This window comes from Pseudomonas marginalis (genome assembly GCF_001645105.1).
In the GTDB taxonomy this organism is placed as follows: Bacteria; Pseudomonadota; Gammaproteobacteria; order Pseudomonadales; family Pseudomonadaceae; genus Aquipseudomonas; species Aquipseudomonas petroselini.
In genome coordinates this window covers 48,494-61,077 of the sequence record NZ_LKEG01000035.1, presented here as the reverse complement: position 1 = coordinate 61,077, position 12,584 = coordinate 48,494, and the positions used below count along the sequence as shown (strand labels likewise).

Sequence of the window (12,584 nt, the reverse complement as noted above, 5' to 3'; positions counted from 1 at the left end):
GGCATGCTCTGGCAGTTTTGTAGGAAAAAGCCTCCATGGTGGCTCCCAGCGACATCAAGTGGGAGTACGCGAGACGAGGAAGGACTACATGCCCCAACCACTGTTCGACTTTGACCTCAAACGCGTCTCCCGAAAAAACTACATAACAGGGAAAGCCGCCATCAACTTCCCTCATCCTGGAAGCACCACCGGTGGATGGCATTTCCTTTCCTATTTTGATCGGGAATCCGGCATGGCTAAGGTGTCATTAGCAGGCATTCATTACCCTGACACCACAGCCTACTTTGGTGACCTTGGCATCATCGACGTGACCGATGAGCTAGCAAAGCGTGGATGGTCTGTTGAAGGACGGCGGCTGTACATGGCGGATCACTACAGAGCCGCTGCGGACATGGTCGTGAGATGGGCACTGAGCGAGTCCATCCACTGCAGCGTCGAGATTGATGATTGGTTTCCCTCTCGTGCGGAGAGACAGCGACTGCTTGAGATTCTAGATACAGGAAGGTCAAAACTTTCCGAGGTTGGCCGATGGCTAAAAGTGGAAACTTGGCTGCGTACGCAAACCTTCAGCTAGGGTCGTCGCTAGACTGGATGGGGCATGGTGCCGGTGCTAAGTGGTGCGTCGGCCCCAAGGGCCCCAGGTCGGTGGATTTTCGACGATATCAATAGATGTGCTGAGCTCGTCTTGCATGCGTTCGAAGACTTTATCGAGACAGGGGTGAGCATTCGATTCTCGCAGTGCATTCACTAACTCCAAAAGCTCTCGACCCTCGGCTAGCGGCATCTGGATATCGCAGTACACCGTGTCATCGTCGTCTTGTCCCATTGCCGTCATCCGTTCAGTCTGTTCCAGGTTTGTATCTGGCAGCCCTATGCTGCTCCAAGTGCCGCATCTCTACATCCCAGCCAATCAAGAATTTATCCCAGTCGCAGGCGTAAAACCCATCTATCAACCTGGTCGACCCTACGCTTGCTTGCAGGAAGCGTTCTCTCCACGGCTGAGGGATATCGAGTTCCAAGACAATATCGATGCCGGAGTTATGACGCGTCACCGAGACGACGTCACGCACCTCACTCGATTCAAGTGCCTTATCCGTGGAAGGTCTGCTTTCTCGCTCTAGGGCATCGAGGTTATCGAGGTTATCGAGGACGATAAGGAGTTCAGATGCGTTGGGATCACCAGGGTCGAGGTTGGCTAGAGCCCAAAAAGCTTTTCGCCTATTCCTTTCAAGTTCGCGCAGTTGATCGCCGGTCATTTCAGCTTCCTGCAGATAGGTTGGAGCTGGTTGATGATTAGGGCGTGACGCCGGAGGCGCAGGGCTGTCGTAAACCAAGCCATGGCAGGCCATGTCTTGGCCCTTCGGGCGGACATCCGGCACGCCTGCGCGCTCCGCTTGCCGAAGCGCTCCAGGCTTGAATTTTCAGAATCCAGGATAGCTTCACTCCGCTATTTCCGATATGTGATTCCTTTTCTGCTCATAGCCAAAGTGTATCCTCGGGGAAGGGAAAGCGTACGAGCGCCTAAGGAACCATTAATGACTGAAATTCCACGTGTACCAGGAAGAGCCTACCAAGTGAATCGTGATCCTGAACGCTTGCTCATCGAAAAGCGAGCCGAGGCTCTCTCACTATTAGGCTATCCACTGGTACTGGACGACGATCCGGCGATACATGCTGAGCAAAGACTCAAAGAGGCCAAGGAGGCAGCTCGTTCGACGCAGGTTGGTGGCATTTACGAACATACTTCAACTGAGAAATGATGCGCGAGGCACTTAAGTAGGGATCTCGTTCGAGGTAGCCTGAAAAAAATCTATAACCAGAATGTAATCAGAATGGCAGTAGTCGACATGGCCTCAGACCTTTGCTGATCTCCAGCAACTTTCCCCACTCATAGGCCATCCCATTACGCGTAGATTCAGAAAGAAATCGGCAGGCGAGAGATCAGCTACGATCTACGCACCAGATCATCAAGGAAGATACCGATGCCAAATAGCTCTGAAGCGAACATAGCCACCGCAGACGCTCTCACACTGCTACTGCATAACCAGCATGCAATCTGCGCAGCCATTGAAGAGGTAACTAAGTGGCTCCTTGATAACGGAGCGGAGAATGTAGCCGCTAACGCAATCGGGGCGATGGAGACGCTGGACAAGAATGCTCAAGGCATCACAGATGCCATCATGCGCCTGCGTCATTCTTAGGCATATCCCATGCTCTTTACGGATGCATGGATCAGGAGAGAGCCGTTGCAGGAAATTCTTGTCCCTCCAGTTTCTCCATCACCAACCCAATGAATGCAGACACAGCTAAGGGCAAATGTTGCCGGCTGGGGTAAAGCACATGCAGGCCGTATCCGGTTCTATGGTACTGCGGCAGCACAGACACAAGGCGCCCCGTCTGAAGATCAGACTTAGTCATGGCGGGCGGCAGCAAGGCAATTCCTAGCCCAGCCAACGTCGCCTTGCGCAAAGCTTGGGCGGTGTTTCCATTGAAACGGCTAGTGACCCGCACCTCTTCCGCCGCATCGTTTGGCCCATGAAGAACCCAGGTGGTGAAGCCGCTAGGATGGCCAAAGCTCACGCAATCGTGTTTGACCAGATCTCCAAGCTCAGTAGGAACGCCTCTTTTTTTAAGGTAATTCGGGCTGGCCACCAAACCTTCGTTACCAGCTCCAAGGAGCTGGCGACCGACGTATCCTGAGTCCTGCAACGCCCCACCTCGAAACGCAATGTCGATACGATCAGCGATCAAATCGGCGCGTGCATCACTCAGCACAAAGTCGACGTGTACCCGTGGATGCGCCTCGAGAAAATCGGCTACCCACTCCATAGGAAAGAAGTCGAAAAAATCAGCCATTGCCGCAATGCGCACGGTGCCACTCGGCTCTTGGTTTCCTGTCATCAGCTGCTCACCAGCGTCAATCAGTCCATCCACGGCTCCACAGCATCGCTCGTGAAAAGCCTCGCCAGACTGGGTGAGTGTGAGCTTGCGCGTGGAGCGCTGCAGCAGCCTCGTACCGAGTTGAGCCTCAAGCTTTTGAACCCGCCGGCTTAAGGTGTTTGAGGGCAATCCAAGCTGCCGTGCTGCCTCAGCGAAACTACCGCTGCGCACCACTTTTACAAACAATGCGACGTCATTCAGATCGATCATCTTGCTGCCACCCACTCCAAAAATGGATCAGTTCAATCCAATTATGCCATCTAATAAAGCAATCAGTAGACGCATATCCTTCAGTCATTGCTGCAGCTGACCTTCAGTTGCCGGAATCTCCTACGGGCTGACCGTCAAGGCTTTTCGGCATCACTGAGTTAATCCACATCCAGTCCAGGCAGCCGGAACTCCGCTCGACGATATCGTCTGTTGGCAAGGGAGAACAAAGAGAAAACATATGACCGCCACCGTAGTAGTTCGACCACGCGCCATTGTCCATCGTACTGAAGGAACCACACATGGCCCCATAACGAGGCTTATGAGTCCAGGTGATCTAGGAGAGCTGTTGAAACCGTTTATTTTCCTGGACATTTTCAGCCTGAACGCCAGTGGTAGTAAGTCGAGTTTCGGCATGCATCCGCACTCAGGAATCGCAACGGTTACCTTCATGACAAAAGGGGATGTCTCTTATGAGGACACCACTGGGGCGACCGGTTTACTGCTCGCGGGTGGTGTTGAGTGGATGCAGGCCGGCAATGGGGTGTGGCACGACGCTACGCTAGCAAGTGAGTCCGCAATACAGGGATTCCAGCTCTGGGTGGCATTGCCGCCGTCGCTTGAAAACGCTCCCGCGATGAGTACCTACCTTGATCCGTCGCAAGTTCCACAAGTGGGCCCAGCACGGGTACTACTGGGACGTTATGGGGCAGCCCCAAGCCTGATCGAAGTACCGAGTGAAATGAACTATCTCGCCGTGAGTTTAAAAGACGGTGAGCACTGGCGTTACACCCCACCGTCCGGTCACAACATTGCCTGGTTCGCGGTTAGTTCAGGGAGTCTGGATGCAGGAGGGTTGGTCAATGTCGGCGAATTAGCTGTGTTCGAAGAGTCAGAGCACCACATCAACTTCATCGCGAAAGGCGATTGCTCTTTCGTGATGGGCTCGGCGGTAAAGCATCCGTACGACCTGGTAACAGGTAACTACTCGGTTCACACGAGCAAGGCGGCTCTGGCGCAGGGCGAAACGGAAATACAGCGGATTGGCACACGGCTGCGGCAGCAAGGACGGCTCAACTAGCGCCGCTCAACCCGGCGTGAAAATCATCTCGACGATAACTATCCAACACCCCAAATCATACTGAGGCACGTCATGACAGCGAGCAATCTCAACCTTCTTTTGTCCCCCGCTCAAATCGCCAACCTACCCTTGAAAAATCATATGGTGATGGCGCCTCTGACGCGAAGCCGGGCTGGCCAAGGCGATGTTCCAACTTCCACAGTAGTCGAGTATTACCGTCAACGTGCAAGCGCCGGCCTCATCATTACTGAGGGTTCCCAGGTCTCGGCTCAAGGCAAAGGCTACATGAGAACACCGGGCATCTTCACCAGCGAGCAAATCGCCGGCTGGAAACACGTGACCGACGCCGTGCATGCAGAGGGCGGACGGATATTTCTCCAGCTCTGGCACGTTGGGCGCCTGTCACACTCCCTAGTACAGCTCGATAATCAGCTGCCGGTAGCCCCCTCAGCGATCAAGGCTGATGGCGAGATCTACACGCCTGAAGGACTGAAGCCTTACGAGTCGCCACGGGCTCTGAGTCTGGATGAAATTCCTGGTGTGATTGCGGATTTTCGCCAAGGTGCTGAAAACGCGAAGCGTGCAGGTTTTGACGGTGTGGAAATACATGGCGCGAACGGCTACTTGATCGATCAGTTCCTGCGCGATGGCACCAACACCCGAACCGATTCATACGGCGGCTCTGCAGAAAATCGCGCTCGGTTTCTTAAGGAGGTTGTGGAGTCGGTCATCGAGGTATTCGGGGCTAGCCGCGTGGGTGTTCGCCTGTCGCCAATCTTTAATTACTTCTCCATGAGCGACAGCGATCCGCGAGCGACATTCAACTATGCAGCGAAAATGCTCAGTCGCTACGGGCTAGCCTACATTCACGTAGTAGAAATCGGTGCGGGTGCATTCGACTTCAAAGAACTAAAGCGTCATTTCGCAGGCACCTACATTGCCAATGGCGGCTATGACGCGGAACGCGCAGAAACGTCGCTCAGAGAAGGAAATGCTGATCTGGTGTCCTTTGGCACAGCCTTCTTGGCCAATCCGGATCTGGTAGAGCGATTCGAACAGGGTGTCGCACTGAATGACGCTGACCCGACCACCTTCTATCAGGGTGAGGAGCGCGGTTACACGGATTACCCGACCATGGCCCAGATTCGATAATGATGAAGTGCTGCGGTAAGCGCAGTGCCGCCAGCTGACTCTCGCAGATTAATCGGGCCGCAGGTAGCAATGCTGAACCGGAGTAGGAGTCTGCGCCCTCCCCGGTAATTCACCTGCAAATCTGCGGCAAGCCTGTCTTGACAAACAAACTGTGATCACATATCACTTGATGAGGTTTTCTTGTCTACGCAAGCCGTAGCCAAGAAAGAACTCATGAACAAAAACAAGACAGGACGCATTGGCTATGAACGTGATGAAGCGGCTGACACCCTATGCCGGGTTGAGAGTTTTGATTTCCGGTGGGGCAGCAGGTATTGGCGAATCGATCGCGGCTGCATTTCTTGAAATTGGGGCAAGAGTCCATGTGTGTGATGTAAGTGAGCAGGCGATCGCACAATTTCGTGATCGCTATCCAGAGGCTTTGGCCACATTGGCTGACGTCTCCGACTCTGCTCAAATTAAGCGAGTCTTCGAGATACAACAGGAGTGGGTGGATGGGCTCGATGTACTGATCAACAATGCAGGCATCGCAGGGCCAACGGGCGGAATCGACAAGATTACCGATGCCGAATGGGGCCAGACTGTAGAAATCAACCTTAATGCGCAGTATCGCTTCGCTCATCATGCTGTCCCCCTCCTAACGAAGTCAGAACACGCACACATCATTCATATTTCATCGGTCGCGGGGCGCTTAGGCTACGCTTGGCGGACTCCATACGCCGCGACCAAGTGGGCCATCGTTGGTCTTATGAAGTCATTGGCAGCCGAGTTGGGCGAAAAAGACATTCGAGTCAATGCACTGCTGCCAGGCATCGTCGAGGGCCCGCGCCAGGATCGCGTCATCAGTGATCGCGCCAAACAATTAGGCATTTCAGAGCCGGAGATGCGCCAACAAACATTGAAGAAAATCTCATTGCGCCGGATGACTCCACCCGAAGACGTGGCAGCAATGGCCTTATTTCTATGCTCTCCTGCTGCTAACAATGTGACAGGACAAGCGATCAGCATCGATGGCAATGTCGAGTATCTTTGATTAGTCAGACCTACACGTCTCGCCACCGACCTTGGTAGCGAGACGCTTGTTGTGCGTGTGCTAGAGAACTCATTTCTCCCCAATTCCGTCACTTTCAATACCGGCACATCCGTGATCACAGATGTCTCATTTTCCTATCCCGGCTGATCGAACCTGCCTATAATTCTCGCCATGAACCTATCCACACTCGTAACCCCCATGATCCGCCAGACTCTCAGTGCGGACGTTTATGCCCAGCTGCGTGATCTGCTGATAAGCGGACGCGTTATGCCTGGGGAAAAGCTCTCGCTCAGATCTATAGCGGACGCTCTTGGTGTTAGCGTCATGCCAGTGCGAGAGGCTGTTCACAGGTTGGTCGCTGAGCAAGCGCTTGAAATGGCGGCTAATCGATATATTCGCGTTCCTGTACTGACAGTCAGCCAATTCCGGGAAATCACCAGTATCCGGTTGAATCTGGAGGGGCAAGCGGCAGCTCGTGCTGCGGAGCTTGTTGATTCGCAGGCGCTGGCTGAGATTGAAAAGATACACGAGGCATTTTGCGCAGAGTTTGCAAAAGGCGCTCCCGATGAGTCACGGCTGATTACGCTGAACAAAGAATTGCATTTCGCAATTTATAATCAGGCGGACATGCCCATCCTGCTCCAGATAGTTGAGTCCCTGTGGCTGAGAATAGGGCCTATCATCAACTATGACCTACGATCTGGCACTGAGCGTGTGGTTCAGCGAGTGCAAGCCAGTCATCACGCAGCGATGGTTGATGCTTTAAAGAAGGGTGACTCCGTTGCCGCCTGTGAATCACTGCAAGATGACATCAAAAGTGCTGCCGAGTTTATCCTGAATACAGGGGCGCTGATCGTTGCCGATGCGCACAAGCCTGTCGAAGCTGATTAACTCCACCAACATGTTTCAAAAAGAGGCGCCTGGTATCAGGGCGCCTCTTTTTTTTCGCTCGCTTATTACATTTGAGCGCCGATCATCCAAGGCACTGTTTCTTCATTGCCGACGCCCAACGCCTCGCTCTTAGATTTTTCTCCAGAAGCCACTCGTATGAGCATGTCGAAAATCTCTTTACCCTTCGATTCAAGGGTGGCATCGCCATCCATGACATCCCCGCAGTTGATGTCCATATCATCTTTCATGCGAGTGTACATTTTGGTATTCGTCGCAAGCTTGATCGAAGGAGCAGGTTTGGCGCCAAAGCACGAGCCGCGTCCGGTGGTGAACGCAACGAGGTTTGCGCCGCTGGCGATTTGGCCAGTGGCTCCCATCGGGTCGTAGCCAGGCGCATCCATGAACACCAAGCCTCGGACTGTAATGGGCTCGGCGTAACGATAAACGCCCATGAGTGCTGAGGAGCCACTTTTGGCAACTGCGCCTAAAGACTTTTCAAGAATGGTCGTCAGGCCGCCGGCCTTGTTACCAGGCGTGGGGTTGTTATCGATGCTGCCTTTTTCGCGGTCTGCGTAGCTTTCCCACCATTTGATAAGGTCGACGATACCTTGGCCAACCTCACGTGTTGCCGCGCGGCGAGTCAGGAGGTGTTCAGCGCCGTAGATTTCGGGCGTTTCGCTTAGGATGGCCGTTCCGCCCTGCGCTACGAGCATATCGACAGCCACGCCGAGGGCGGGGTTGGCCGTGATGCCTGAATACCCGTCTGAACCGCCGCACTGGAGCGCCACCGTGAGGTGCTTGGCCGAGACCGGCTCGCGTCGGCACTCGTTGGCAACCGGCAGCATCGATTCCACGGCGGCAATGGCGGCATCCGCCGCGTTACGGGTTCCGCCAACGTCTTGGATGACCACGGGAGCGATAAGCTTGCCGGTCTCAATGCCCTGGGCCATGAACAGCGCACCCATCTGATTTGCTTCACAGCCAAGGCCGATGACAACCACGCCAGCGAAGTTGGCGTGCTTGATGAACCCGCCTAGCGTGCGCCGCAGTTGGTTCACCCCCTCGCCATTGTGCTCTATACAGCAACCGAAGCTGTGGGTGATCGGCACCACACCGTCCACGTTTGGGTAAGCATCCAGCACACCGTTTCGCGAGAAGTGTTCAACCACCATTTTGGTAACAGTGGAGGAGCAGTTCACAGTGCTCACTACACCAATGTAGTTTCGAGTTGCTACTCGCCCGTCAGCGCGGACGAAACCTTGGAATGTCACAGGAGAGGCTGCAGGCGACGCGACTTTGGCATCCTCGCCGAACGCGTAGTCTCGCTCGAACGTAGCCATCTCCAGATTGTGCGTATGCACGTAATCGCCTGGCTCAATGGGTTTAGTAGCAAAGCCAATGATCTGGCCATAACGCAGAACAGGATCACCTGGGTTTACGTGTGCAAGGGCGATTTTGTGCGCTGCGGGCACATCGGCGAGCACCACGATATTACCGAACTCCGCAACCACGGTTCCTTGAGGTATCGAAGCGCGTGCGATTGCAACATTATCGTCGGGATGTAGTTTAAGTGCCAGGGATGTACTCTTCATTTTGTCCTCGCATTATCAGTAATACACGGCGCAGCCTGGGGCAATACAATGTTGTCCCGCGTTTTTGTAGTAATCGTTTCTTGTGCCTGACGTAGTTTCAGACTCAGGAATGCCGCGAGCGTTAAAAGAGCCGCTACAATAATGAGCCCATTCTTCGTGCTCCCAGTAGTTTGTTCAACGAAGCCCAGAAGTGAAGGGCCGAAGAAACCACCAGTAATACCAAAGGTATTCACTAACGCCAGACCCGCCGCCATACCTGCTCCCGCCAGTCTTGAACTGGCAAAGAGGAATATCACAGGCTGAACAACGAAAAACATTGATGCCGTAAGAGTGAATCCTATTAGAGCTATCAGTGGAGTGGTAAAGGCCGCGAGGGTCAATCCAGCCGACATCAGGAGCAGCCCACCGAACATTATTTTGCGTGAAATTTTCGGAGTAGTTGCATACTTTGGAAGAAACGCTGCCCCGAGTGCTGCTGCGATCCATGGGATTGAGTTTAACAATCCTATTTGTAACGATGACAAGCCTCCGTACGTGCCAATGATGCCCGGCAAGAAGAAAATTACCGAATACACACTAACTTGGTGGAGGAAGTACACCGCGATCGCAAGCCAAATCTGAGGGATTTTAAGAACGCCCTTAAAAGAATGACCTACATTGCCGGAGGCGATTTCTTCATCATGTTCTTTCTTCAGAACTTGCTCTACTTCAGTGACTTGTTCCTTTGATAGCCAACTTGCCGTAGATGGCCCATCCGGAAGCTTTCGCCAAATCACGATGGAGAATAGAACAGCTGGAATTCCCTCCAAGAAGAACAGCCACTGCCAGCCGTGCCAACCCCAGATTCCATCCATCTCTAACAGCAGCCCGCCAACCGGCCCGCTAATGATATTCGCGAGACAGACCCCGATTAGAAAATAGCCACTGGCTCGTGCCCTTTGCTCACGACCAAACCAGTAGGTTAAATAGAGCATTACACCTGGGAACAATCCGGCTTCAGCTGCGCCCAGTAGCGCGCGGGCAATGTAAAACGTAGTCTCATCGGTAATGAAGGCCATACCGGCAGACAACAACCCCCAGGTGATCATGATCCTGGTGATCCAGAGTCGGGCACCTACCCGGTGCATGATCAGGTTACTGGGTACCTCCATGAGTGCATAGGTAAGGAAGAAGAGCCCTGCACCAAAACCGTAGGCGGCAGCGGAAATACCCAAGTCTACTGCCATGTGTGTTTTGGCAAGTGAAATGTTAGTTCTGTCTAGAAAGCTTATAACGTAAGCAAAGATTAACATCGGCATTAGTTTGCGAAACATTAAAGCGTTCAGCGACTGTCCCTTTTGTGTTTTTGTATGGGTCGTAGCTAACATGTTTAATTTTCTCCTCATGAGGATAAGTTGCTAAGGCGCGGGTTTTGTGCCGCGACCTTTAATTATCAAAATATCCTCTAGATAGACTTTACGGGGGGTGAGTGCCCGCGCTTAGAAATTGACGTTATCGCCACCTTTGAGCTTCAGGACTTCCCTCGCGTCAGCAGGTGTCGCCACTTCAAGTGAAAGCCCTTCGAGAATTTTGCGCATGCGCGAAACTTGATCGGCATTGCTTTTTGCCAATTGACCCGGCCCGTCCCAAAGCGAGTCTTCAAGACCCACACGCACGTGTCCTCCAAGCGTGGCTGATTGAGCACCAATGCTCATCTGCTGCTTTCCTGCAGGAAGAACCGACCACTGATAGTCATCTCCGAAGAGACGATCAGCTGTGCGCCGCATATGCAGGACATCCTCAGGGTGACCGCCGATACCGCCCAAAATGCCGAAAACCGATTGGATCAAAAACGGAGGTTTGATGAGGCCACGATCAATGAAATGTGCAGCGGTGTAGAGATGCCCAATGTCATAGCATTCGATTTCAAAACGGGTACCGTTCTCACTGCATGACTCGAGGATGTGGGCTATGTCGGTAAATGTATTTTTGAAAATGCGGTCATGGCTGCCGGCGAGGTATGGTTCCTCCCAAGCGTGTTTGAACTCCTTAAACCGATTGAGCATTGGGTAAAGACCCATGTTCATCGTGCCCATGTTCAGTGAGGCCACTTCCGGTTTGAACTGATGTGCTGGACGAAGTCGATCTTCAAGCGACATTGTCGGTGCGCCACCTGTAGTCAGGTTGATCACCACATCGCTAGCCTCTTTGATAGCCGGCAGAAACTGCTTAAACAGTTCCGGATCCTGAGAGGGGCTGCCATCAATTGGGTTACGAGCATGTAGGTGAACAATTGAGGCGCCAGCCTCAGCGGCACCAATCGCCGCTTCGGCAATTTGACCTGGTGTTACCGGCAGGTAACGGGACATGGAAGGTGTATGAATTGCGCCGGTGACCGCGCAAGTGATGATGACTTTACGAGCCATGGTGACCTCCTGGTTACTTTTATTTTGATGTTCAGGATGAGGTGATGCCGTCAGGAATTTGGTGCTTGACGCTTGTGCGCAGCGAGAGCCATAAGGCGGCGGTCACGCCAAGCGGATCGCAATGCAATGCCTTCAAGTTCAAGTTTTTGGCGGCGCTCGTCATGTACTCGGGCGACTGCTGATTCCGACCAGTCAAAAGCATTTTCGGAATTGATCGTTTCGCGATTTTGCTGACCGTAGCGTTTGGCATAGTCAGATACGCCGGCAGGGGCGTTGAGATCGATGGTTTCGAAGGGGCCCATAAATGACCAGCGGAGGGCGAGTCCATCTTTGAGTACCCGATCAATATCCTCAGAGCTAGCAAAGCCTTCCTCATGCAATTTGAAGCATTCGTTGAGGACTGCTGCTTGGACTCGGTTCAACAAGAAGCCGTGGATCTCTCGGGATAAAACGACAGGGCTCTGCCCTGCTGCGGTGTAGATCTCATGCGCTCGAATCATCACTTCAGATTCTGTCCACGGCGCAGGGCAAAGCTCCACAAGAGGAACTAAGTAAGGTGGGTTGGTAGGGTGTGCAACTACGCAGCGCCCCCGACCTGGTAGATCTTTAGTGAACTCGGAGGCCGGTAACCATGAAGTTGAACTGGCAAGAATCGCGTCCTTGGGCGCCAACACATCCATTCGACTGAAAATGTCGATTTTCGCCTCCACCGTTTCCCGAACGTTTTCCTGTACGAGCACCACATCACGTAGCGCATCAGCCAAGTCGGGAACGCAAGTAATGCGTGCCAGCACGGTGAGGGGGGCGTCATTGAGAAGATCAAACTCTGCGAGCTCGTTAAGTCTCGCTTCGATGTAGGCATGGCTGTCCTGCATTGTCTGCAGATCCATGTCGTGTAAACGCACCGGATGTCCCGCCCGAGCAAAAACAATCGCCCAAGCTCTCCCAATCAGGCCTGCGCCAACGATTGCAATGGGGCCACGCTCGGTCGCAGATGGAGTTGTACTTCGCATGATGTTCTCCAAATTTTGTATTTATGTTTAGGAGTAATCGTTTGAGCGGTTGGTGAACAATGCTGACGCTCAGATGTTCGCTCTGAGACAGATGCTATCCACTGTGATCACAGATCACAAGAAAATAATTTTGATTGTCTGACGATCGGCTATGGAAGGGATTCGAGGGTCGAGATAGCTCCCGCAACGGCCTGAGCCTCAGTGGGTCGGCGCGCATTAGGTTTTTGTGCGGGAATAGAAAAGGCTTTTTTCGGGATTGAACCTTCGCGT

The 12,584-nt window shown here is 53.2% G+C and carries 14 protein-coding genes; 7 read left to right on the top strand and 7 right to left on the bottom strand.

The features are described 5' to 3' along the window. The first annotated feature begins 88 nt into the window (after positions 1–88). The gene (locus tag AO064_RS11270; protein WP_064053320.1) at positions 89–574 is read left to right on the top strand and encodes a hypothetical protein; all 486 of its coding nucleotides are present in this window, start codon (positions 89–91) and stop codon (positions 572–574) included. Between the two features lie 36 nt (positions 575–610). On the opposite strand, the gene AO064_RS31225 is transcribed toward AO064_RS11270, so the two are convergent. Further along, entirely contained in the window at positions 611–826 is a 216-nt protein-coding gene (locus AO064_RS31225; RefSeq protein ID WP_064053368.1) for a hypothetical protein, read from the bottom strand. 13 nt (positions 827–839) lie between these two features. Continuing rightward, a complete protein-coding gene (locus AO064_RS11260) occupies positions 840–1,256 on the bottom strand; it encodes a hypothetical protein (RefSeq protein ID WP_064053319.1) in 417 nt (138 codons plus the stop codon). Between the two features lie 279 nt (positions 1,257–1,535). Between AO064_RS11260 and AO064_RS11255 the strand changes: the two genes are divergently transcribed. Continuing rightward, positions 1,536–1,760 carry a hypothetical protein gene (locus AO064_RS11255; RefSeq protein ID WP_064053318.1) on the top strand — a complete coding sequence of 75 codons (225 nt, stop codon included), beginning with the start codon at positions 1,536–1,538 and terminating at the stop codon, positions 1,758–1,760. Positions 1,761–1,982: 222 nt separating this feature from the next. Further along, positions 1,983–2,201 carry a hypothetical protein gene (locus AO064_RS31220; protein ID WP_064053317.1) on the top strand — a complete coding sequence of 73 codons (219 nt, stop codon included), beginning with the start codon at positions 1,983–1,985 and terminating at the stop codon, positions 2,199–2,201. 31 nt (positions 2,202–2,232) lie between these two features. Here the strand turns inward: AO064_RS31220 and AO064_RS11245 are convergent, their stop codons facing one another. Beyond that, positions 2,233–3,150, bottom strand: coding sequence for a LysR family transcriptional regulator (locus AO064_RS11245; protein WP_064053316.1), 918 nt, complete (start codon positions 3,148–3,150; stop codon positions 2,233–2,235). 238 nt (positions 3,151–3,388) lie between these two features. Here AO064_RS11245 and AO064_RS11240 point away from each other — a divergent pair, with 238 nt between their 5' ends. From AO064_RS11240 to AO064_RS11225, 4 genes are all read left to right on the top strand, one after another. Next, complete coding sequence (locus AO064_RS11240; protein ID WP_064053315.1) at positions 3,389–4,228, top strand: pirin family protein; 840 nt, start codon at positions 3,389–3,391, stop codon at positions 4,226–4,228. A 72-nt stretch (positions 4,229–4,300) separates the two neighbouring features. Further along, entirely contained in the window at positions 4,301–5,380 is a 1,080-nt protein-coding gene (locus AO064_RS11235; protein ID WP_007913156.1) for an alkene reductase, read from the top strand. Positions 5,381–5,624: 244 nt separating this feature from the next. After that, positions 5,625–6,413, top strand: a complete 789-nt coding sequence (locus AO064_RS11230; RefSeq protein ID WP_064053314.1) for an SDR family oxidoreductase — start codon at positions 5,625–5,627, stop codon at positions 6,411–6,413. A gap of 198 nt (positions 6,414–6,611) precedes the next feature. Then, on the top strand, positions 6,612–7,304 hold the full coding sequence (locus AO064_RS11225) for a GntR family transcriptional regulator (protein WP_224789372.1): 693 nt from the start codon (positions 6,612–6,614) through the stop codon (positions 7,302–7,304). A gap of 65 nt (positions 7,305–7,369) precedes the next feature. On the opposite strand, the gene AO064_RS11220 is transcribed toward AO064_RS11225, so the two are convergent. The 4 genes from AO064_RS11220 to AO064_RS11205 all read right to left on the bottom strand — a co-directional run bounded on the left by AO064_RS11220 (position 7,370) and on the right by AO064_RS11205 (position 12,314). Then, positions 7,370–8,896, bottom strand: coding sequence for a UxaA family hydrolase (locus tag AO064_RS11220; RefSeq protein ID WP_064053313.1), 1,527 nt, complete (start codon positions 8,894–8,896; stop codon positions 7,370–7,372). Continuing rightward, positions 8,893–10,263, bottom strand: coding sequence for an MFS transporter (locus AO064_RS11215; RefSeq protein WP_064053312.1), 1,371 nt, complete (start codon positions 10,261–10,263; stop codon positions 8,893–8,895). The genes AO064_RS11220 and AO064_RS11215 overlap by 4 nt, the downstream gene beginning before the upstream one ends. Positions 10,264–10,374: 111 nt before the next feature. Then, the gene (gene kce, locus AO064_RS11210) at positions 10,375–11,301 is read right to left on the bottom strand and encodes a 3,5-dioxohexanoate:acetyl-CoA acetone transferase (protein WP_064053311.1); all 927 of its coding nucleotides are present in this window, start codon (positions 11,299–11,301) and stop codon (positions 10,375–10,377) included. 50 nt (positions 11,302–11,351) lie between these two features. Further along, positions 11,352–12,314, bottom strand: a complete 963-nt coding sequence (locus AO064_RS11205; RefSeq protein WP_064053310.1) for a 3-hydroxyacyl-CoA dehydrogenase — start codon at positions 12,312–12,314, stop codon at positions 11,352–11,354. Between the last annotated feature and the right edge of the window lie 270 nt (positions 12,315–12,584).